Annotated in this window: 16 protein-coding genes and 1 tRNA gene; 8 read left to right on the forward strand and 9 right to left on the reverse strand. The window is 39.4% G+C overall.

What is annotated here, in order from left to right; translation table 11 throughout:
• Positions 1–13: 13 nt before the first annotated feature.
• The 7 genes from ACEW8U_RS13815 to ACEW8U_RS13845 form a co-directional block, all read right to left on the reverse strand.
• Positions 14–937, reverse strand: coding sequence for a ribonuclease Z (locus tag ACEW8U_RS13815; RefSeq protein ID WP_373522641.1), 924 nt, complete (start codon positions 935–937; stop codon positions 14–16).
• 2 nt (positions 938–939) lie between these two features.
• Complete coding sequence (locus ACEW8U_RS13820; protein WP_373522642.1) at positions 940–1,317, reverse strand: STAS domain-containing protein; 378 nt, start codon at positions 1,315–1,317, stop codon at positions 940–942.
• 105 nt (positions 1,318–1,422) lie between these two features.
• Complete coding sequence (locus ACEW8U_RS13825) at positions 1,423–2,358, reverse strand: phosphoribosylaminoimidazolesuccinocarboxamide synthase (protein WP_373522643.1); 936 nt, start codon at positions 2,356–2,358, stop codon at positions 1,423–1,425.
• Positions 2,359–2,431: 73 nt separating this feature from the next.
• Complete coding sequence (locus tag ACEW8U_RS13830; RefSeq protein ID WP_373522644.1) at positions 2,432–3,538, reverse strand: toxin-antitoxin system YwqK family antitoxin; 1,107 nt, start codon at positions 3,536–3,538, stop codon at positions 2,432–2,434.
• 81 nt (positions 3,539–3,619) lie between these two features.
• The gene (locus ACEW8U_RS13835; RefSeq protein WP_373522645.1) at positions 3,620–4,798 is read right to left on the reverse strand and encodes an acetyl-CoA C-acyltransferase; all 1,179 of its coding nucleotides are present in this window, start codon (positions 4,796–4,798) and stop codon (positions 3,620–3,622) included.
• A gap of 447 nt (positions 4,799–5,245) precedes the next feature.
• Positions 5,246–6,091 (reverse strand): hypothetical protein, encoded by an 846-nt coding sequence (locus ACEW8U_RS13840; protein ID WP_373522646.1) that lies wholly within the window; start codon positions 6,089–6,091, stop codon positions 5,246–5,248.
• Positions 6,092–6,107: 16 nt separating this feature from the next.
• Positions 6,108–7,073, reverse strand: coding sequence for a VWA domain-containing protein (locus tag ACEW8U_RS13845; protein ID WP_373522647.1), 966 nt, complete (start codon positions 7,071–7,073; stop codon positions 6,108–6,110).
• Positions 7,074–7,183: 110 nt separating this feature from the next.
• Here ACEW8U_RS13845 and ACEW8U_RS13850 point away from each other — a divergent pair, with 110 nt between their 5' ends.
• The 3 genes from ACEW8U_RS13850 to ACEW8U_RS13860 are packed head-to-tail and all read left to right on the forward strand — an operon-like array spanning position 7,184 to position 11,619.
• Positions 7,184–9,571, forward strand: coding sequence for a carboxypeptidase-like regulatory domain-containing protein (locus tag ACEW8U_RS13850; protein WP_373522648.1), 2,388 nt, complete (start codon positions 7,184–7,186; stop codon positions 9,569–9,571).
• Positions 9,571–10,401: a DUF4249 family protein gene (locus ACEW8U_RS13855; protein WP_373522649.1), complete on the forward strand. Its 831-nt coding sequence runs from the start codon at positions 9,571–9,573 to the stop codon at positions 10,399–10,401. Before ACEW8U_RS13850 ends, ACEW8U_RS13855 begins: the two co-directional genes overlap by 1 nt.
• A 48-nt stretch (positions 10,402–10,449) precedes the next feature.
• A complete protein-coding gene (locus ACEW8U_RS13860; protein WP_373522650.1) occupies positions 10,450–11,619 on the forward strand; it encodes a class I SAM-dependent RNA methyltransferase in 1,170 nt (389 codons plus the stop codon).
• Between the two features lie 154 nt (positions 11,620–11,773).
• Here the strand turns inward: ACEW8U_RS13860 and ACEW8U_RS13865 are convergent, their stop codons facing one another.
• Positions 11,774–13,873: a M28 family peptidase gene (locus ACEW8U_RS13865; protein WP_373522651.1), complete on the reverse strand. Its 2,100-nt coding sequence runs from the start codon at positions 13,871–13,873 to the stop codon at positions 11,774–11,776.
• Positions 13,874–14,225: 352 nt separating this feature from the next.
• Positions 14,226–14,299, reverse strand: a tRNA-Pro gene (locus ACEW8U_RS13870).
• 665 nt (positions 14,300–14,964) lie between these two features.
• Between ACEW8U_RS13870 and ACEW8U_RS13875 the strand changes: the two genes are divergently transcribed.
• From ACEW8U_RS13875 to ACEW8U_RS13895, 5 genes are all read left to right on the forward strand, one after another.
• A complete protein-coding gene (locus ACEW8U_RS13875) occupies positions 14,965–15,624 on the forward strand; it encodes an RNA polymerase sigma factor (protein ID WP_373522652.1) in 660 nt (219 codons plus the stop codon).
• A 39-nt stretch (positions 15,625–15,663) separates the two neighbouring features.
• Positions 15,664–16,680 carry a FecR family protein gene (locus tag ACEW8U_RS13880; RefSeq protein ID WP_373522653.1) on the forward strand — a complete coding sequence of 339 codons (1,017 nt, stop codon included), beginning with the start codon at positions 15,664–15,666 and terminating at the stop codon, positions 16,678–16,680.
• 146 nt (positions 16,681–16,826) lie between these two features.
• A complete protein-coding gene (locus ACEW8U_RS13885) occupies positions 16,827–20,273 on the forward strand; it encodes a SusC/RagA family TonB-linked outer membrane protein (RefSeq protein ID WP_373522654.1) in 3,447 nt (1,148 codons plus the stop codon).
• A gap of 13 nt (positions 20,274–20,286) precedes the next feature.
• Positions 20,287–22,185: a RagB/SusD family nutrient uptake outer membrane protein gene (locus tag ACEW8U_RS13890; protein WP_373522655.1), complete on the forward strand. Its 1,899-nt coding sequence runs from the start codon at positions 20,287–20,289 to the stop codon at positions 22,183–22,185.
• Positions 22,186–22,224: 39 nt separating this feature from the next.
• Positions 22,225–24,261 (forward strand): SusC/RagA family TonB-linked outer membrane protein (locus ACEW8U_RS13895; protein ID WP_373522656.1); only part of this gene is annotated, 2,037 nt, incomplete at its 3' end.

The raw sequence follows: 24,261 nt of genomic DNA on the forward strand, positions 1-24,261 counted from the left end.
GGTTAATAAAAAATCAAGGATAGAGAATTGGATATGTCATTCCTTCTTCGCTTAAGTAACTTTCATTAAATTCTTCTTTGGCCTGCTCCAACAATATTGAAAGGTCCTTGTAACGGGATGAATAATGACCCAACAATAATTTTTTTGCTCCTGCACTCTTAGCAATCTTGGCCGCTTGTCTTGCTGTACTGTGAAATGTAGACCCAGCTCTTTCTTCTTCCAAATCATCAAATGTAGATTCATGGTATAAGAGGTTTACTTCTTTAATTATTCTTGGCAAGCCCAGATCATATATTGTGTCTGAACAATAAGCATACTTTCGTACAGGCTTATGCTCATGGGTAAATTCCGATACAGCAAAAATCACTTTACCATCAGCATCCAAATAATCTTTTCCGGAACGAAGTGTATTAATGGCATCAATACTGAGATTGTTTTGTTGTAGTTTTTCTTTAACCAAATTTTTAAGCCCTTGTTTTTCCTCTATTAAAAATCCTGTACAAGGTACCCGGTGCTTCAGTGGAAAAGTATGTACCCGAAAATTCTTTTCTTCCAAGATAAGTTCTTCACTTTTAATTTGTGTACTGATAAATCTTAAAGGAAATCCGAGATTGGATTTGCTATGTTTGAGTTGGACAGTGATGATTTCATCTAGTCCTTGAGGTCCAAAAATTGTCAGTAAACGTTCTCTTTTAACAAGGTGGAAACTAGAGATCAACCCCATCAATCCATAATAGTGATCTCCATGGAGATGGGAAATAAAAATAAAGTCTATCTTGGAAAATTTGAGTTTGAATTTGCGAAGTTGAATTTGTGTCCCCTCACCACAATCCAAAAGCAATAAGGACCCCCCAATCTGAACCAATTGGGAGGTCTGATTTCTACTATGAGCAGGAATAGCAGAATTTGAACCTAAAATGGTGACTTCAAATTCCAAGATCAATCTTCCTCTTCTTGTTCGCGGCCTTCAATCTCATGTATAAATATTGCTTCAGCCGCTTCTTCGATGGAATCAACAATTGTAAAGACCTTATCAAGCATGGAAATTTTGATCAGCTTCATGACATGTTCTTGGGGTGAGGCAATGATGAAAATACCCCCATTTCTTCCAAATTCTCTGTTTCCAACCAATAAAGCACTCAATCCACTGGAATCAGCATATTTAACATGACTCATGTCAATAACAAGATTCTCATAACCCTCCGCATTGACTGTCAACAATTCTGATTTCAGTTTTGGGGACAAAGCGGAATCCAATTTTTCCTCCATTGGAGTGAAAACCACATATTGCTCTTTTTTATCTACTGTATATTTCATATCCTTTTTGTTCAATTATTCCTAACTTCAATTATCTGAAATCAATTGTTTATTTGAAATCGATCTCATAAAACTCAATCACAAATTCAATCGTGGTCTATCGGTTCAAATTTTTTCCAAGATGGCTTTTTCTATACTTCCTTCCAAATCTTCAAAGGTTGATTTTACAAATTCTTCCCCAATGATTTTTTCGTATAATTCAATATATCTGCCTGAAATTTCTTCCACAAATTCATCCGGCATGACAGGTACCTTTTGTCCTTCCTTTCCCTGGAATCCATTTGCAATCAGCCATTGCCTGACAAACTCTTTAGATAGTTGCTTTTGGGGAAGGCCTTGTGACTGAAGGTCTTCGTATTTATCCGCATAAAAATACCTGGAGGAGTCAGGCGTATGTATCTCATCAATCAAAAGAATTTTATCTCCGAATTTCCCAAACTCATATTTGGTATCCACAAGAATCAACCCTTTATCCTTTGCCATTTGTGTTCCTTTTTCAAACAAAGCAAAAGTGTAATTCTCCAATACCTCATAATCATTTTCACTGACAATACCTTTTGCAAGTATGTCTTCTTTGGAAATGTCCTCATCATGACCTTCTGAGGCTTTGGTGGTAGGAGTAATGATAGGTTTTGGTAGTATATCGTTCTCTTTTAAACCTTCTGGCATTGGGACCCCGCAAAGAATTCTTTTACCCGCCTTGTATTCCCTGGCAGCATGTCCCGCAAGGTATCCCCTGATGACCATTTCAACTTTAAATGGTTCACATTTTTTTCCAATAGTGACATTAGGGTGAGGGGTGGAGGTCACCCAATTGGGGACAATATCAGCTGTTGCCTCTAGAAACTTGGCAGCTATCTGATTTAAAACTTGTCCTTTAAAAGGAATTGGTCTTGGCAGGACTACATCAAAAGCAGAGATCCTATCTGAGGCCACAACTGCAAGACTATGCTCAAAAAAATAAACGTCTCTTACTTTGCCTTTATAAAACCCGATTTGACCTGAGAATTTAAATTTGGTTTCTTTTATTGCTGTTTCCATTCGATATATCAATTAGACAAAATTAGAAAAAGCTTCCTGTTTTGACGCTTTTAATGGTTTTATTTCTTGAATTTCAATTGTCATTTTCTTTGGTAAGATCCTGCACAAATTTACCCTCTTTAAATTGCCTTTCCTGAATGAGTACACCTGCGTCATTAAATATTTGCTGTATCCCATGTGCTTTGCCCATGCGATAAGGCATTATTTCTTTGACCTGTCCATTCGGATGATATATTTCAGCGTTACCTTCCTCTTGTCCATTGAGAAAAGTAATTTTTCTTTCTTCCTTACCATTCTCGTGGTATCCAATGATTTTCACCAACTCACCATTCTTATTGTAAGCAGCGATTTCTTTGATCTGACCGCCTTGATAATAAGTGGTAATATTGCCTGAAACCCTTCCAGCACGGTATTGTCCCTGTTCTTCCAAGGTACCGTTTTCATAAAAGCTTTTAAAGGAACCTATAGGTTGCCCTTTCTTGAATTCCCCTTGTCTTGCAATTTGACCGTTGGGGTGGAAATAAACAGTATTCCCATTCTGAATACCGTTGTTATACTGAATCTGAGATTTGACTGCACCGTTGGAATAATAGGTAAACTGGTCACCATCAAATTGGCCATTTTTATAGTAGAATTTGGCAATAAGGTTCCCATCTTCATCATATTCCTCTTTATTGCCATCTATCACGCCGGATCTGTAGAAAGCTTTTTCTATTAGCTTTTCGTTTTCATCGTAATAAAAACTCCATCCGTCCGGTCTGTTTTTTTCAAAACTAGATTTTTGTTTGATTTTTCCATTTTCAAAATAAGTGATTACTTCGCCTTCTATGAGGTTATTCTCAAAATTAAGTTTTTGGGATAAACTCCCTGTTTGAAAGAAATTTTTGGCCGGACCTTCGCGAAGGTTATTGACATAATTTAAGACCCGCAAAGTATCATCACTGAAGGGATAAAAGTCTACAAAAAGTCCCTCTTTCTTACCTTCTTTCAAATGACCAATAAGCGCAAGACCCCCATCTTCATAATATAATTTATATAATCCCTGAGCAATGCCATTTACCAACTCATATTCCTCTTTGAGTTTGAGGCTATCCTCATCATAGAATGTCCTGACCGGATTTTGGGCAAGGACGGTTGATGAAACGAAAATGGAAAGAAATAAAAGAAAAAGGTTTTTCATTGGATGGTTCAAGAGAAATTAAACAACTAAATACCTGAGACATCACAGGCATTTAGTTGTTTTTATGAGTTTCAGTGATTACTACAGTTTTTCAATTACAATAGCAGATGCACCACCACCTCCATTGCAGATACCGGCAACACCAATTTTTCCATTCTTTTTGGTAAGTACTGAATAGAGGGTCGAAATTATTCTAGCTCCTGAAGCGCCTAGTGGATGTCCAAGAGAAACCGCACCGCCAAATACATTTAATTTGTCATTGTCCAAATTCAACTGACGCTGATTGGCTATGGCCACTGCTGCAAAGGCCTCGTTGATTTCATAGAAATCAACATCTCTTTCAGTTAGACCTGCATTTTTGATCGCTTTTGGTATGGCTATGGAAGGGGTGGTTGTAAACCAAAGAGGATCCTGTGCAGCATCTGCAAAGCCAATAATTTTTGCAATCGGTTTGACTCCCAATTCCTGAACTTTTTCTTTACTCATCAGAACCAAGGCAGATGCCCCATCATTCATTGTTGAAGCATTGGCTGCAGTTACAGTACCATCTTTATCAAATACAGGTCTCAAAGAAGGGATTTTATCGAACATGACATTTTTGTATTCCTCATCTTCATCTATGATGATGGTCTCACCTTTTCTTCCTTTGATTTCCACTGGTATAACCTCTTCTTTGAAAGCACCTGCTTTCCAAGCTTCAGCAGACCGTGTGTAAGATTGGATCGCGTAGTTGTCCTGCTCTTCTCGTGTGATATTCATTTCCTTGGCAGTATTATCTGCACAGTTCCCCATTGGGAACTTATAATAGACCTCAAACAAACCATCTTTTACCAAACCGTCTACAAATTCCGCATTTCCATATTTGTAGCCAAATCTGGCTTTGGGTACATAATAAGGGACATTGGACATACTTTCCATTCCTCCTGCAACAATCACGTCATTTTGGCCCGTCATGATGGACTGGGCTGCAAACATTACTGCTTTCATTCCAGAAGAGCATACCTTGTTTATGGTGGTACATGGCACATTGTATCCGATCCCTGCACCGATAGCCGCTTGTCGGGCAGGCGCTTGGCCCAAGTTGGCCGAAATCACATTTCCCATAAGGACTTCCTCAACTTCCTTTGAATCAATTCCTGCTTTTTCAAGTGCACCTTTTATGGCAATACTTCCTAATTCCACTGCTGTGAGTCCTGATAATTTTCCACCAAAACTTCCTAAAGGCGTTCTGACTGCTGATACAATATATACTTCTTTCATTTGGGTTTATTTTTTAGACGTGAGATGTGAGATAAGAGTATAATCTTTGAGGTCTTTTTTTGACCTCGAAGGTTTTTGTCAAAGGGAAACGATGACCGAATTGCGAGAAATAAAGCCTATCCCGAGTACCAATGACGTAAATCGGAGGAGCCGTCATGCTGATCCCGATGGCTATCGGGAGAAGCATCTTTCGAGGAACAGTAAAAGATAAATATGAACATAAATAGGACCTTTTGAGATTCCTCGTACATCGGAATGACGGGTAACCTGATGTCATTCGCCATTTTGAACATTTCTTCTACTGTTGGATATTCGGGGAGACAAAACCCAAGAAACATGAGTCAAGATTTAGGTTTTAGATTGAAGAATGAACTCAATATCCTAAACCTTTATATCTTACAAATGCCTAATTTTCCAATTTTCCAATTTTAAAGTCTTCCAATTTAATCACCACTCCGGCAAACCTCTTTCGGGTCTTTTGGTGGCTTTCTTCTGATTTTGTTGAATGTATCTGAGTTCGGCAGCATTCATGGCTTCCAAGATTTGTGCTGCCTGTTCGGGAGTGAGGTTCATTTCTTTTAGATTTTCCCTCATTTGTTCCATGGCTTTTTCTCTGTCACTCAGGTCACTTTCTAGATCGCTTGGTTCTTCTGAATCCTCTTCTTTCTGAGATTTCTCACCAGATTTGTCATCTTTTTTCTGGGTTTCTGAAGCTTCGTCTTCTTCTGATTGTTCATCACCCTCACCATCCTTACTTTCATCGGATTTTTTGTCCTGATCCTGTTGGTCTTGTTGCTCTTGATCTTGCTGGTCCTCACCGTCTTCGCCTTCCTGATTTTGATCTTGTTGGTCAGGGTTTTCTTCAAGCCACCTGCTCAGCAATTCATAATTATATCGGGCAGATTCATTGAGATGATTTTTGATCAGGGCCATTTTAAAAGATTCCAAAGCCTCCTCATATTTTTTTTCTTCACCCAAGATCACCCCGGATTGGTTATAGGCGAAGGAAGCAAGATTTTTGTCCGGAGTGGTGATTAATCCTGAATAGGTTCTTTTGGCTTCTTCCAATTGACCGTTGTAATGATAACTTAGGGCTAAGTTATAATTGACATTTGGGGTATTCAGCTCAAAATCGGAAATAAGTTTAAGATGTGAGGCTACTGAAGCTTCATATTCCGTTGAAGCATAATCCTTAGCGGCGGTTTTAATGGCCTTATTGCGATCACTGACCTCCGTCAGAGAGGAAGGAATCATCAAAATGGATAATGTAAAAATTCTTATGACCAAATGCATGCTTTATAACACGGTTTTAAAGGTTTATGGTTTTTATGGGAAGCATTAAATCTAATAACGCCAAACCCAATCCAATAAGCAGGAAATAGAAGTATTTATTTGCTGAGGCTTCCACCATTCTCGTTCCAGTGACAGTGCCTTCCTGTCTTTCAATGGCAGCAATTAGATCGGGGATTTCCTGAACTTCATCGCTGAGTTCAAAATACTGTCCATCGGTCTGGGAAGCGATCAGTTTCAGGTTATTGGATTCCAATCTGCTGATGGCAGGCTGATTGGTGGTAGGATCAATGATTTTGGAATTCCCCCTTGGTATTGTACTTCCTTGGCTGGTTCCTACTCCTAATGAAAAAACTTTAATGCCTTGCTCGCTGAGTTTGCTGGTCTGATCCCTGAAATTATCTGCAAAGTCTTCCCCATCAGAAATCAATATCACTGATTTGGAGTTAATATCAGGAGAATTTTCCAGATTGAATTTGTCCAAGGCCATATTCAAGGGAGCACTCAAATCTGTACCCTGATTGGGTACAAGACTTGTATTGAGACCATCCAAATGGAGTTGAATAACATTTTGGTCAAATGTTAAAGGGCATTGTACAAAAGCCTCTGAACTGAAAATAATTAATCCTATTCTGTCACCAGTGAAGTTTTTGACCAGATTTTTCAATTCGAATTTAATTCGCTGAAGTCGGCTCGGACCGATATCGTTTGCATTCATGGATTGCGAAAGATCAATGGCAATAAATATGTCTTTGCCCTCTTCTTTAATTTCTTTTAAAGCTGTGCCCACCGAAGGACCGGACAGCGCAATGAGAAATAAAACAAAATATGAAACCCTTAACAGTATTTTGAAAAATAGTCGGTGCTTCTTTACTTCCAGCTTCTTATTGATAAGATAAAAACGGAATAGATAAATAAAGTAAAGCAAACCAAATAGGATTGCCAAAGTTGTAATCAGATTAATATCAGGATATGCCCAAATCATGGCCTGAAATTATAAAATATATATGAAAAGAAAAGGAAATACATTTTATTGATATAATTTTCAACACCCAAATGCAATTATGCGTTATCCTATCAAACATTAAATCAAACATGAAGTTTTTGACCCTTTTATTCTCAGGGATTATATCTTTAAATTTTTTGGCTATTGCCCAAAACGAACAAAATATTTCAGGTCAGGTCCTTGAAGTAGACGGTGGCACCCCACTTCCGGGAGCAAATATTTATTGGGAATCAGATCCCCAAAAAGGTGTGGTTTCAGATATTGATGGATATTTTATGTTAGCGGCAAGTTCACTTCCTGAAAAGTTGATTATATCATATGTGGGATTTACACCTTCTCTTAGAATTCTGACAGTAAGGGACTTGAATAAGCCTTTGAAATTTTATCTAAAACCTGAGGAATTGTCTTTGGAGGAAATCATTATTAGAGACAGTAATCCTGAGCAAAATATTTTAGGTACCGATATGGGTAAATCAGTGGTTTCCATGGAAACTATCAAAAATATTCCTGCGCTATTTGGAGAGGTGGATTTATTGAGAAGTCTTCAACTGCTTCCCGGAGTGCAGACAGCAGGTGAGGGGACTACGGGACTATTCGTGAGAGGGGGTTCAGCGGACCAAAACCTGATACAATTGGATGGAGCTCCAGTATACAACCCATCACATTTTTTTGGTTTCTTCTCAGTTTTCAATCCTGATGCACTAAGTGGGGTGGAATTTTATAAAGGCAATATACCAGCGGAATTGGGAGGAAGGGTTTCTTCAGTAGTGGATGTTTCTCTACGTGAAGGGAATTTCCAAAAAATAAGAGGAGAAGGAGGGATAGGGACAATCAGTTCACGATTCACTTTGGATGGTCCGATCGTCTCAGATAAATCTTCATTTATCATATCAGGAAGAAGGACCTATGCAGATTTGTTTTTGAGAATGTCGAGTAATGAAGATATCCGAAATAACCAACTTTATTTCTATGACCTGAGCGGAAAAGCCACCTTTCGGCTAAGTGATAAAGACAAACTTTCTGTTTCGAGTTATTATGGCTCGGACTTTTTAGGTATTTCCAACCAGTTTGGACTTGGGTGGAACAATTTCGTTTCATCTGTTAATTGGAACAGAAATATCAGCAATACGTCTTTTTTTGACCTAAACGTTTATAATAGCAGGTATAATTATCAGGTTCTTTTTGATGATGATGGCAATGGTTTTAATTGGAACAATACGATTTCAGAAACTGGTGCAAGGATGGAATGGTCTTGGTTAAGCCCCAACAATTCAGTGATAAAAGCTGGATATCATCCACAGGTTTATAATTTCTCTCCGATCAGCCTTATTCCTGGGCCTGAAAGTAGTTTTGAAAATTTAAATACAAATCCCCGAAACGGACTGCAGAACAATATTTTTGTTTCAGGAACTACCGATCTAGGAAGTAAAACAAAGGTGGAAGCTGGACTAAGGTATGCACTGTATCAGGAAATCGGATCAGGTGTTATTTATAAATATGAAGGTGGAAGCCCATTGCCCGATTCTGAAATTATTGATACCCTCAACTTGAGCAGGCTTCAAAGTGGAAAAGTTTTCCACAGGTTTGAGCCCAGGTTTTCGATAAGGTATTTGCTAAGAGATGACATTTCCCTTAAAGCTGCATTTAACCGAAACCATCAATTTATACAGGTTGCTACCAATAGTTCGGCAGGGTTACCCATTGACCGTTGGGTTCCGGCGGGAACTTACATTGAGCCATTGCGAGGTGACCAATATTCGTTGGGAATATTTAAAAATTTCGGTTTGGACAAGTGGGAAGTTTCGGTAGAATCTTATTACAAGGATTTTAGAAATGTGGTGGATCTGAGACAAGGGGCTAGTGTGCTTTTTACAGATAATGTCGAGACGGAGCTTTTAACCGGGGTAGGTTATGCTTATGGAATGGAGTTTATGATCAGGAAAAATTTTGGTAAAACTACAGGATGGCTTGGTTATACCTATTCCAGAACATGGAGAAAAATAGACGGCATCAGTGGCAACAATTGGTACAATCCCAGATTTGACAGACCCCATGATGTAAATCTGGTTTTCAATCATGAATTTTCAAAAAGGTGGATGGCAGGATTGACTTTTGTGTACACTACTGGTCAAGCGGTTACTTTTCCTGTAGGTACTTATGAAATTGACACCCAAACCCTTCCTTTGTATGGAGAACAAAGGAATGCAGACAGATTCCCGGATTATCATAGGATGGATGCGTCCGTAACATGGAAGGGTAATGATAAAGGAAGAAGATGGAGGGGAAGTTGGAATTTTAGTGTATATAATCTTTATGGTCGAAAAAATCCTTTCACATTTCAATTCACGGATATTATCAATGAAGAAATTAATTTTGATCAGGACTCGGGGGAAGAAGTCACCTCTAGAAGACCTGGTGTAGTGATGACTTATCTGTTTACATTTTTGCCTTCTCTAACTTATAATTTCAAATTTTGATGAGAAATATTTGGTTTACCTTATTTGGTCTTTTGCTTATTTCCTGTCAGGAGGAAATAGTTCTTGATTTGAAGACAGTAGATCCTACACCTGCTATAGAAGGTATTTGGACCAATAATGGTAGTATGAATCAGGTAAAGATTTTGTACTCGAAAGATTATTATGATCAGGAACTTAATCCGATTATAGAAGATGCTGTAGTCAGCATTACCAACCTAAATACAGATAGAGTAATACCTTTTATTTTTTCGAAGCAGGCTAAAAGGTATTTACCTGTAAATAACCTTGGTGGGGTAATTGGAGACCGATATCAATTGAATGTAAAAATCGGAGAAAATGAATATGTTTCGGAAGGCACTATGCTTCCACCACCAATTCTTGATAGTATTAAGTATGAATTTAAAGAAAGAAGGTTTTTTAGAGAGGAAGGATATTATTTGACCGTCTTTGGAAAGATTCCTTTCGAAACTGAAAACAATTACCGGATACGCATCATCCAAAACGACACGCTAAAAAATAGCCGTTTTGATTATCTATTGTTTGACGATTCCTTTGGAACGTCGATTTTGGATAATGGCTTCGAGCTTTCGGGATTTCCTTTTGCTGCCAATGATAGGATCAGGTTGGAATTGTACAGGCTCAACACAGATGCTTTCAATTATCTTACCCAGTTAGTTGACCTTCTATTCAATGATGGTGGTCTTTTTTCACCGCCACCTCAAAATCCTAAATCAAATATTAAGATCAAAAGTGGCAATGGTGAGGTATTGGGTTATTTTTTGGTGAGTCCTTATTTGAATGAGGTGGTAGAAATAGTCCCTGGCGAATAGCCAAATTATTTTTGAAAGTGGTTCAGAGTTTATTTCTACTTTTGTAAGATGATAGATTTTGGAACCAAAGGGAAAGTTGTCATTACATTCAAGGACAGGTTTGCTTCCTATGTTGAGATTGAATTGAGTGAATTGGGTTTTAAGCCTATAAAAGTTGAGCGGACTTCAATTGAACTTCACGTATCCATGCATGATTGTATTTTTTTAAATCTCCATTTGAGGACAGCTAGCCACGTACTTTTCGAGATCAAATCACTCTATCTTCACCATGCAGATGATATTTATCGAAGGTTAAAAGCAATACCTTGGGAAGAATTTATCAATGAGGATTCCTATTTCTCTGTGATATCGCATGTCGACAACGATAGTGTAGACAACCCACTTTTTGTCAATGTCAGGGTAAAAGATGCCATTGTAGACCGATTCAGGGATAAATCTGGAGTAAGACCCAATTCGGGTTCAGAATTGGATGGTGCTGTTTTTCAATTGTTCTGGAAGGAAACTCAAGCTTCCTTGTACATCAACACTTCTGGAGAAACCCTTGCCAAACATGGCTATAGAAAGATACCCGGGAAAGCACCCATGTTGGAAGCCTTGGCTGCTGCTACAATTTACGCGACGGGTTGGGACAGAGAGAGCCCTTTTGTCAATCCCATGTGCGGTTCTGGCACTTTGGCTCTAGAGGCAGCCATGATTGCGACTGATAGGTATCCAGGACTGTATCGTGACCATTATGCCTTCATGCATATATTGGGTTATGAGGAATCATTCTACTCAAATCAAAAAGTACTATTAGAGAATAAAATAAAAGACAAACCAACCTTAAGGGTGATTGCAAGTGATATCAGCGAACAAGCAGTTTTATTCAGTAAAGAAAATGCAGGTTATGCCGAAATGGAAGAAATCATTGGGTTTGAAGTCTGTGATTTTGAAGACACCACCATTCCCGAATCAGATAATGGTATTGTGATTTTTAATCCTGAGTATGGAGAAAGGCTAGGAGAAGAGGAAGAATTGGGATTGACTTACAAAAGGATTGGGGACTTTTTGAAACAAAAGTGTGCAGGATACACAGGATATATATTCTCTGGAAATCCATCATTGGCTAAAAAAGTCGGTCTGAGAGCCTCCAGAAAAATCGAATTTTATAACGGTACAATTGATTGCAGGTTATTGAAATTTGAATTGTATAAAGGGACTAAGAAGGTTGTTGAATAAAAAAACCGGCTTAATGCCGGTTTTTTATTGATAATTACATTATTTAAATGGCAACAGATTCTTATTAATACGCTTCAATTATGGTTGCCCTATATTTCTGTCTTGCGTCTTGCGTCTTTTGTCTAAAAATGGATTCAATTCCATAACCCCCCAATCAAAGCCTCCCCATCAATCCATCAATCTTATACTTGAGGTCATTGATTGCTGTGCTGTACCGATCATCCCATTCAGTCAGCCTTTCGGTTGATTTCATTTCTGTTTCATATTTGATACCCGGAAGGATCCAAGAGGCATACCCACTGAATGGATCTGAAGAAGCGTAAAGTGATCTATACCAGTTTCCGAAATACATTCCCTTAGGATCGATAAAACTCTTTTCCAATGACATCAGGTCTTTATTTATAGTTATCAATTTCTTGGAATCGTTAAGATTTGAAGCCAAGACTTCTGCGATTTTGTTGTCCAAAGCCTCAGCACTTTTTTTCAATTCGGCTATGGAATTTTTGGATTTTGTGAAACCTGGAAAATCCTTATGGTAGGTTTTTACATCTTTTCCGGCTGCATCAAAATGCATCTGTAGATCTTGCGCATACCTGCCTACATGGTAGGGAATGATTTCAGCATTTGCCAATCTGAGACTTAAGATACCGATCACTTGTTCTACAGTTCCCCCCATTTTGAATGTGGGATCGGCAAACTTCTCATAATAAGTAAGGTTGTCATAATTGGTGTGGTATAGGGAAGGGCCACCTGCGCCACCACTTATGGAAGGTACTCCTACGTGCATGTAGAAAGCAATATGATCAGAGCCACCGCCCAGATTCCCTATACTTGGTTCTTCACTACCCCTTGCCCATACATCATACACAGTTTTGGCTGAGTCAGGATAGGCTACTTCTTTTGCAGCGTCCATGATCGATCTTTTCAAAGTAGGAGAAGAGGCTGCCCCAAAGTTTCTACCACCAACAGCAGCATCCAAATTGATATAAGCCACTGCCTTAGCCCCCAATTCATTTCTAAATTGCTCAACCCATTCTGTAGAACCAATCACGCCATGTTCCTCAGCATCCCAATGCGCAATCAAAATAGACCTTGCAGGTTTTTTCCCTTCTTTGGCCATTTGACCAAGAGTCTCCGCAAGGCTGAGCAACATGGCTGTACCTGAATTGGGATCCGTTGATCCAAAACTCCAAGCATCATAATGACAACCCAAAATAATCCATTCATCAGGATAAGTATCTCCCTTTAAAGTACCGACAACATTATTTGCTCGGACGTATCCTTTTTCCTGTTTGACCTTTAGTCTTACGGTCAAATCTTTTCCGCCCTCAAGTCTATAAGTGAATGGCAATCCACCCTGCCAGCTAGCAGGTACAGGTTTTCCTTCCATTTTTCCTAGAATTTCCCTTGCAGAACCATAAGATATTGGAGTGACAGGAATGGTATGGAATCCAACTTCATCCGGATTGAGTCTTTTGATCTTGGTTTTTCCATCCAAAGGAAGTGCCGGTTCAAATGGAGTAAGGGGATCGCCAGTCCAGTCAGCTGTCAGCAAAGATCCTCTTTGAATAGAACTTTCGCTGAAGGATGTGCCATTAGGGTAGACAAGTCCTTTGGAATAACCTGAATCTCCCGGATCAGTAAAAATCAAAAGTCCGGCAGCACCATACTGTTCAGCGAATTTGGCTTTGTAACCCCTGAAATTTCCACCATATCGTGCCAAAACTATTTTCCCATTCATATCAATACCCAATTCTTCCAGTTTTTCAAAATCTGCTTTGGTGCCATAATTTACATAGACTACTTCAGCAGTCACATCACCACTGCCAGAGTATGCATTCCAACCTTTCCACAAATCAGGATGTGAAGAATAGGGATCTTCTTTTAAGATATATTCCTGTTGATTCAAAGGTTGTCGAATGGGAGTGACCAATTCGACAATCGATTCTCCCGGTTCTTTTGAAAGGTAAAGGTCATAAGGATAAACAGTTACATCCCAACCAGCTGCTTTCATCGACTGTACCATGTAATCCTTGACCTTCTCATTAGCTACCGAGCCTGCCACATGTGGAACTGAGGTTATTTCCGTCAAATGGGTTTTAAATCTGCTGAAATCTACTGTGTTTTTAAATTCCTTTTCGAGTTCCAGTTGTTTTGGAACAGCGTCTTTTGTGAATCCGGTCAATGTCTGTGCTTCAAGTTGAAGCCCTATCAGAGCACCAAAAGTTAATGACAATATGTATTTTTTATTCATAAAATTTTTCTTTTTGAGATTAACAACATTTACAAAGATATCCAAATAGGTGTGCAGGAGGCCTCAATATTGTTAAATGGTAGATATTTGTTGTGATTAGTGGATCAAAAAAGTCAAAAATAAAAAAAAGTCAAATGACCTCAATGAGTTTTCCTTGTATTTACAACAATGATAAAATATTATGTCGAGGTGGCAGGATTGCTCATACCCACGGGCATGCCGCACAGCCCCTCGCGAATCCTTCCTATGGTCGGATTTCGAACCCCGGTTCTCATCCTGCCACCTTTTAGGTAATCAAAAGCGGTAGACATAAAAAAACCCACCCTATATGGGTAGGTTTTATTTATAATAGTCGGGGTGGCAGGATTCGAACCTACGACCTCCTCGTCCCAAACGAGGCGCGATACCGGGCTACGCTACACCCCGAGATTTTAATTCACTATTTTCTAAAGCACTTTATCCAGATACAGCTGAAAACTTCAATAAATAACCTGTGTTTTTTATCGAGGCTCAAAAGTAGTGATTAAATTGAATTCTTTTCAAGTCAGAGGTAGATTTTTAAATTTATATACTTCCGGACTTTTAAAGTTTTGGTTTTTGGCAACCTATTATGATCAATTTTTGGTTTCTTGAATATTGCCCACCACCTGATACCATTTATAAAAAACTTAAATTTTTTTGAAGATTGGAAAACATGGATCAAAGCATTGCTCCTAAAAAAAAGATTTTTGCTGCTTTAAAGGTATCCTGATGCATTTTGATATCCATTGTCTTACCTAAATCATTTACATTCTTAGGGTGAGAGGGGTCTTATTAAACATTGATTTTTCATTTGGTAAAAAAAAAGGTGATAAAAACTTAATAAGTGTTTAATTTACAATTATAATAAAACTCAAATCTTGTCTCCTGCTCCTGATAAACGATTATTATGATTATTTATAATTATAATAAACTCCATACCTCAACTTGTGTCTCTGAAAAACGATTATTAGGTTATTTTTCTTAAGAAGAAAAAAAAGTTTGGTTTGGAAGAGGTTGTTTTGTGTGTTTATTACACTTTATAACTAGTAGCGTTAGGCATAACCGACATCATGATGAAATCCCAAAATAATGGCCCTAACTCACCCCATCTGTTAGGGGGAATCAAGCATCTAAGTCAAAACCATGTAAAGGTTATTTATATGGATAAAGCTGACCGAGAGATTTGGAATTCCTTTAGAAAGGGTGACGAAGATGCTTTTAATTTTATTTACAGGAAACATGTGGACAATCTTTATAATTATGGATATCAAGTCTGTAAGGACAAAGAACTTGTAAAAGATTGTATTCAGACGATGTTTGTGGACCTACGCAAGAAATGCGACAAACTGAGTGAAGTAAATAAAATAAGTGGTTATTTGTTTACCATTTTTCATAGAGCACTTTTTAAAATATTAAAAGCCAAAAGAAAAAACCGTTTCGAGCCCATAGATGAAATGTCAAATGGATTTCTGATAGAAGTTTCGCATGAGACCAAATTAATCAACCAAGAGTTTAATGAGGATTTAAGAAAAAAACTTGATATAGCAATCAACCAATTGCCACCAAGGCAAAGACACGCATTATTACTGCTTTATCAAGAAGAATTAACATATAAAGAAATTGCCAAGGTTATGAATTTCAATGATGTAAAGACGGCAAGAACCTTAGTTTACAAAGCCATTTCAAGTGTGAAATCAATTTTGGGGATGGATAAGGAATCTAGTGATTAATTGAAACTATTATAAAAAGCATCGCACTATTTCAATTTTATGAAATATAAAGACTTCGATATTGAAGATTTTCTGATGGATGAGTTTTTCATTAAATGGGTGAAGAGCCCTGATGAAGAAACAGACCATTTTTGGTCAAAATGGATACAATCGAATCCAGAAAAGAAAGACATCATACTGGTGGCTAAAGAGATCATTGAGTCAATAGATTACCTCGACAAGGCGCATTTACTTGATGAGGAATATACTGAGATTTTTGAGGGGATTCAATCAAGATTCAAACACCAATCTAAGGCTAGTGATAAAGGTAATTATTGGTTGTTTTTTAGGAAATTGGTAGCTGTTCTTTTTATTGTTAGCTGTATTTCTTTAGGATATTTCGTCAACATTCAGATCAAAGAAGACAAAATCGCTGCCCTACAGCAAATCGTGACCAAAGAAACCACTAATGGCATGAAATCGCAATTTGTGCTTTCTGATGGTACCAAGGTGTATTTGAATTCCGGTAGTAAGTTGATTTTCCCAAAGGGATTTTATGGGAATGAGCGTCGAGTCAAATTAATTGGAGAAGCATTTTTCGAGGTCAAGCAGAATAGCAAGATTCCATTTTTTGTAGAAGTTGGCGAAAATGAGATCAAAGTTTTGGGAACGTCATTTAATGCCCATTATAGAGATGTTTTCACTGTAGCCTTGGTGACCGGAAAAGTTGAAGTTGGGGACACACTGGGTAACAGGATATTTCTGTCTCCTAACGAAATGCTGATCAAGGAAAAAGAAGGGAAATTCAGTAAAACCATTTTTGATCCACTCCATATTTTAGGATGGAAAGACAACTATCTCATTTTTAATGACGACAGATTTGATGAAGTATTGTCCAAGCTCAAAAGGTGGTACGGAGTTGAATTTATTGTTTCAGGAAGTGTGAAGAAAGATTGGTCATATACTGGCACATACCAAAAGGAAACATTGCAGAATGTCTTGGAGGGCATCAGCATTACCTCAAATTTTTCATATGAGATTTCTGGTCAAAAAGTAAACATAACCATTAACCCATAATCACAACGCTATGAAAAGAACATTCGAAAACACGAGCTAAAAAAACAGGCAGGAAAAATTTATTCCCTGCCCTTAAGCCTTTGCCGGATCGCCAAATCAACCAAAGGCTGATGTTAAGCTATTTAAACCTAAAATCGACTTAATTTATGGATAAAAATGTACTAAGGCAATTAATTATGCTATCAAAATACGTCGCGTATGGATTTGCCGTCCAGTTGTTTTTCACAACTGTTCTGATGGCTCATACGGGCAATGCCCAAAATAATGGTATTGAAGAAATAACGGTATCAATAAATGCTAAAAACGAAGACTTAAAGTCCGTTTTTAGAAAACTTGAACAACAGTCCCAACTTAATTTCACCTTTAATTCCAGTGTCATTAAAGTCAATAATATCAGAGTGGATCTTGTTGAACAGGACAAATCTTTATCAGATGTATTGAAAAAGATTGCAGACCAAACCCAATTGAAGTTTGTCAGGATCAACCAAAACATTCATGTCAGCAAACGTGAAGCCGTAGAGGAAACGGTCAAAGAAGTATCTAAAGTAGCAGATTTTAGAGAAATCACTGGAGTTGTTATAGATGCAAGAGAACAGCTTCCGTTACCAGGAGTGTCAGTGGTCCTAAAGGGTACCACTAGAGGAGTCGTCACTGATCTTGATGGTAAATTCAGGATTGATGCCGAGTCGGGTGATGTATTAGTTTTTAGTTTTATTGGGTTTGCAAGCAGAGAAATCTTAATAGACAATCAAACGGTGATTGATATTACTTTGCAAGAAGACACTCAATCTCTTGAAGAAGTGGTTGTGATCGGTTATGCGGAGCAGAGGAGAGAGACAGTTGTAGGTTCCGTAGTGCAGACCAAGGGAGAAACGCTTCAAAGAACCGGAGGGGTGTCGAATGTTGGACAAGCTTTGACAGGAGCCCTTCCCGGATTGATTACCACAGCCAGTGTAGGTACACCTGGAGAGGAAATGCCCCAGATCGTGATCCGGGGACAGAACAGCTGGAACGGCAACTCACCACTGATATTGGTAGACGGTGTAGAACGTCCTGAGTTCTTTGCTCAAATGGACATCGGCTCCGTGGAATCTATATCGGTATTGAAAGATGCTTCAGCCACTGCGGTATTTGGGTCTCGTGGAGCCAATGGGGTAATTATCGTGACGACCAAACGGGGTTTGAACGGAAAGGCTGAAATTTCCGCCAACTTCAGTTCTACAATGAAATCAGTCTCGAAAATACCAGGAAAGATGGATTCCTATGATGCCATTGGGGTACGAAATCGTGCGATTGAGCGTGAGTTGTCATTAGTTCCTAATAGTTGGAATGAGATGATCCCTCAGGATATGAGATTAAAGTACCGTTTTCCGGCCAATTTGGAGGAAATGGAAAGGTATCCGAACGTCAACTGGCAGGATGTAGTGTTCAAAGACTATGCAATGGCTTATAATGCCAATGTATCCGTAAGGGGCGGTACAGATTTTGTAAAGTATTTTTCCAGTATTGATTACCAACATGAAGGTGATCTATTTAACCAATTTGAAACGGGAAGAGGTTACCAAGCTGGATTTAATTTTAATAGGATCAACTTTAGGAGTAACCTTGATTTTCAATTGACACCTTCTACCAAGTTGGGTGTTAATTTAGGTGGAACCCATGGCGTACGCCAAGCTCCATGGAACTATGCTTTTCCTGAATCATATTGGAATTCTGCTTACAGAAGCCCTCCAGATGTTTTTTTACCCAGATACTCTGATGGGACCTATGGAACTTATATCCCAGACGATTATGCAGTTACAAATTCCTTGCTAAACTTGGCTATAAGTGGTACCAATCAAATTACTTCGACCAGGTTGTCCACCAATTTTGTTCTGGAGCAGGATCTGGGTATGTTTTTGAAAGGTCTGAATTTTAGGGGAACCCTAGCAGTTGATAATTCATTTCAGGAAAACAATAGGGGGATAAATGATCTTTATAACAATCCCAATACTAAATGGATCAACCCTTTAACAGGAGAGTCTATATATAGAAATATACTGGATAGTAATACACGATTTGATTTTGTTGAAGCCATCACATGGAATCATGCAGGGGGTACTGTGAACAATGGAGAGTCTCAAAGAAGGCTTTTCTATCAGATGCAAATGAATTATGCAGGAAGTATTGAAGGGATACATAATTACTCGGTTATGGGGCTTCTAAGCAGGCAGGAAGATGCCATAGGAAGTATTATTCCAACCTACCGTGAAGACTGGGTATTCAGGGGGACATATGATTACAAAAACAAATACATGGTCGAGTATAACGGTGCCTACAATGGTTCCGAAAAATTCTCTGCCGAAAACCGCTTCGCATTTTTCTCCTCCGGAGGATTGGGTTGGAATATTTCCGAGGAGGGTTTCATGAAAAACCAGTCTTTTGTGGACGTGTTAAAGCTTAGGGCTTCTTACGGTGAAGTAGGGGACGATAATGTTGGAGGAAGATTCCTCTTTATGGACGAGTGGCTCTTCGGTAACACTTCCCAATTGGGAGTGATCGGTCAAAGCGGAGAAAACAGTCCTTATACCTGGTTCCGACAAAATGCAGTAGGTAACCCGAATGTCCAGTGGGAAACGGTTTATAAATCCAATTTGGGGGCTGAATTTAGATTTCTTCGTGGTCTAATTCACGGTAGTGTGGATTATTTTAAGGACAACAGGGTCGATATCCTAATGACCAGTGGCCGTTCAGTGCCATCTTATTTTGGAACCAATGCTCCTGCCGCCAACCTTGGAAGGGTAGTGACTACGGGGTATGAATTGATGATAGGTCTCAATCGCACATTAGACAACGGGATTAGACTTTGGGGTGATTTTGCTATGACCCATGCCATCGATCAGGTCATTAATAGGGATGATCCCCTCCTGCGTCCGGATTACCAAAAACAAGCTGGATACCAGCTCGGTCAGTATCGCAGCCATGCCACTGCCGGATATTATAACACTTGGGATGAGCTATATGCCAGTCCTCAGCATAATGTCAACGATGGGGCCAAACTTCCAGGGAATTACTATATCTCCGATTTTAATGGGGATGGCGTTGTAGATGATTTTGATTCTGCGCCTTATGGGTATTCAGGAGTCCCCCAAAATACCTACAATACTAATCTGGGAATAGAATGGAAAGGTTTGAGTCTATTTTTACAGTTCTACGGGGTCAACAATGTAACCAGAGATGTGGGATTGGGCAGCTTGAGCAATGGGCTTAATCTAGTGTACGAGGAAGGAACCTATTGGTCCAAGGACAATCCTAACGCGGATTCCCCCTTGCCAAGATGGCGTTCTCAACCCTCCCCGTTTAACTATGGTCCTAGATACCTTTTTGATGGGTCTTACCTGAGACTGAAGAATACCGAAATCGCCTATAACTTACCATCCGAAAAGGTAAGAAGTATGGGTTTGAGCAATATGCGGATTTACATCAACGGTAACAATCTCCTGCTGTGGACGAAAATGCCGGATGACAGGGAGTCAAATTTTGGAGGACCATCCGGACAAGGAGCCTATCCTACAGTAAGAAGAATAAATTTGGGTCTAAATGTTACATTCTAAACGAGCCAATCAAATGAAAATCTATATAAAATCAATATTGAGAGGATCTTTCCTAGCAGGGATGCTTCTGTTCATATCCTCATGTGAAGATTATTTGGAAAGGACTCCGGAAGCAGTTGTTTCGGAAGAACTGGCCTTTCAAAATTTCATCAATTTCCAGGGCTATGTGGAGGAGCTATACCATTGTGTGCCCAATTTCACGTTGTCCAATTGGGTGAGTTCATTTAATTGGGGAGAGGATGAGATAGAATCGACGGCTGGAACCTTTACGACTGGATATCACTTTGACAGGGGAAATTTTTGGCGCTGGCAGGTTGCGAATGGTGCAGGAAGTAATGGTTTTTTGGATGCCAATTCAGCCAACACCAACAGGGATCATAAAAATAAAGGACTATGGCCACTGGCTTGGTATGGGATCCGCAAGGCCAATATTGGGTTAGAGAACCTTTCCAGGTTGGTAGATGCTACCGATGAGGAACGGCAGTTGATAGAGGGCCAATTGTTGTTTTTTAGAGCCTGGTTTCATTTTTCGTTGATCCAGTATTTTGGGGGCTTACCTTATGTGGATCAGGCACTGCCAAGTGATCAGCAGTTGACGTTGGCACGATTGAATTACCATCAAAGTGCCGAAAGGGTGGCTGAAGATTTGGAAAGAGCGGCTGAGTTACTTCCAATCAATTGGGATAATACTGTAGCAGGTCGCAGAACTTTGGGTAAAAATCAACAACGGATTAACAAAATCATGGCTTTGGGATATTTGGGCAAAAACTACCTTTATGCAGGTAGCCCGCTAATGAATTCAGAGTCAACCGGAAGTCGGAGTTACAATACAGATTATTGCAAGAAGGCTGCAGATACTTTTGGTAGATTGCTTCAATTAGTGGAAGGTGGGGAAACCCAATATGCATTGCTACCTTTTGATAGGTACCTTACTAATTTCCATACTATGGGACAAAACTGGGCCTTGCCCGGAGGGACAGAGGCTATATTCAGGTCTCCTTACTACTCTGCCAATGATTCACACTGGCGGATTTCAAAGCAGTATAAGCCTACATTTATGGATGAAGGTGACCCAACAAATTTTTACCCTACAGCCAATTATGTTCATGCTAATTTTGGAATGGCCAACGGTTTGCCACTACCTGTGGATGTCACTCAAGCGGATCCAGAATCAGGGTATGATCCTCATTATCCTTGGAAAGGCCGCGATCCCAGATTTTATGCAGTTATTGTATATGATGGTGTAAAAGTGGTTCAAGGATCTATTCCAGATCCTAATGAGGCGGCTAATCGATTTGCAAACCTTCATAGAGGAGGTAGCTACAGGGAGGTGGTAACAGGAAGCCTTTCAGGATACGCAAATCGTAAGATCTCTCCATTGACGGCCAATAAATATGACAGGGCTTATGATTGGGGTTCATCCCTACATCTTAATGTGCCTTATATGCGTTTGGCAGATATCTATCTGATGTATGCGGAGGCCACTTTAATGGGGTATAACAGTGTTGGAGCCACTTCAGCTACCTTTGCTAAAACACCAGTGGAAGCAGTAAATGTAATCCGGGCACGTGCTGGAATGGTCGATGTGCACCAAAAGTTTTTAGGATCAGTGGACATCTTTTTAAAGGAATTAATACGTGAAAGAGCCGTTGAGCTTGCCTTCGAAAGTCATAGGTTTAATGACCTTCGTAGGTGGTTGCTTTTGACAGAAGCTCCTTATAATATCAAGACTTCTTATGAGTTTGATCGGGCAGGGGATTTCAATGCAGACGATCCTACCCAAAACCGTATTATAAACATGAGTGAAGAAGTCATAATTGAGCGCAATTATACTTCCAAGCATTATTGGTTGCCTTTGAAATTGGCAGATGTGATGCTTTATCCGGAATTTAACCAAAATCCCGGCTGGTAATTGGAGCACTTTTAGTCTTGTAAAACTTAATGAATAAACATGATGAATAATATAAAAATAGCTCTGATATGCTGCATTTGTTTGTTACAGTTTCCACTGTTACTTGTAGCTCAGGACACTATAAAAATAAGCATTGACCCGGTAATTCGGACGACTTCGAATGAACCTATTCCTGACGCTATAGTCAAAAGTGAACAGGATGGATTTGAGACAATGTCGAATGGGCAGGGGCAGGTACATTTGGAGGTGACTTCAGGAGCCTATCTGGTCGTGGAAGCTGCCGGATATGAAACCAGGATTCTTCCAGCTCATGCAGAGATTGTGGAAATTGTTCTGTTCCCTTACTTGGGTGGAGATGAAGTGAAAGTTGCCTTCCAAACTAAAAGGAGGAAGGATCTTATGGGAGGTGTTTCCGCTGTAAATATGCGTGCTGTACTCGATGAGAACTTTATTACCTATCCTCTGGATGGTATGGAAGCTTATGTCGGAGGTTTTCACGGGAATATGTGGGGGAACAACAGCTATCTAACATTAGTAGATGGAGTGCCTCGTGATTTGGGGAGTGTAATGCCTACCGAAATCGCCCAAATGACTTTCCTAAAAGGAGTCAATGCCATAGCTCTCTATGGAAGTCGGGGTGCCAAAGGAGTTTTATTGGTTACTACTAAACGTGGCGTGGCCAATGTACAAACAATAGAAGTTCGAACCAATCTTGGGGTACATGTACCTAAAAGGTATCCGAGGTATCTCGGATCTGGCGAGTACATGGCGCTATTCAATGAGGCTAGGGCCAATGATGGGCTAAGTCAACTTTATTCTGAAGAGGATATTTACAATCACGCTTCCGGAATTAACCCTTACCGTTACCCCAATGTGGATTATTTTAGTGATGAGTATCTGCAGCGTGCCTATACACGTCAAGATGCTACCGTCGAGATATCCGGAGGCAATGATAGGGCAAGGTATTATACCAATATTGGAGCAGTGAGTGAAGGATCTGTACTGGATTTTGGGCAGGCCGCTCAAAATGGTAATGAAAGGTTTAACGTGCGTGGAAATATAGACATCAATATCAATGAATATATTTCAGCCAAAGTAGATGGCGCAGCCATATTTAACAATGGAAGAGGTATCAATGCGAATTACTGGGCAGGATCTACCACACTTAGGCCACATCGTTTTACGCCACTTGTACCTGTGGATATGCTTGCTCCGGAGGATGAAGTTGCTATGAGTTATTTGGAGAGTAGTCAGCATCTGATTGATGGGAGATACTTATTAGGGGGTACTCAGTTGGATCAAAACAACCCCATTGCCGGGAGTTACGCAGGGGGTTCCAGCAGATTCAATAGCAGACAATTCCAGTTTAATGTCGCAGTGAATGCTGATTTACGAAACCTACTTGAAGGACTATCTTTTAATTCGGCTTTTGGCCTGGATAATGCAAGTTCTTATAATTTGTCCTTCAACAACAATTATGCAGTTTATCAGCCCAACTGGACCAATTTTGATGGGAAAGATGAGATTGCAAGCCTTACCAGATATGGTCAGGATGCAAGTACCAGAACCCAAAATATAAGTAATAGCTGGTTTAGACAGACGGTGTCATTTTCTTCTCAACTAAATTATGAGAAAAATATAGACAATAAGCACCATATATCCACTATGTTGATTGCCAATGCTTTTCAGATTGGAGAATCCGCAATATATCAAAGGGTAAACAATGCCAATATTGGTTTGCATGCAGCATATAATTACAAATCAAAGTATTATTTGGAATTCAGTGGAGCCATGGTGCATAGCGCCATGTTGGCACCTGGTAATCGGCAAGCTTTCTCCCCTACGGCCTCTTTGGGCTGGAGACTCAGTGAAGAAGAATTTTTGGCTTCTTCCTCTGTTGTAGATGACCTTATGTTGTCCGTTTCTGGAGGTATTATTTATACCGACCTGGACATACCTGGCTTTTATCTGTATGAAGGTATTTACACAGATGCAGGATCTTGGTATGAGTGGAGAGATGGATTGAACAATACAGCTACAGATGTAAGGAGAGGACAAAATTATGACTTGAAACTC

The sequence above is a fragment of the Aquiflexum sp. genome (assembly GCF_041751335.1).
Lineage (GTDB): Bacteria > Bacteroidota > Bacteroidia > Cytophagales > Cyclobacteriaceae > Aquiflexum.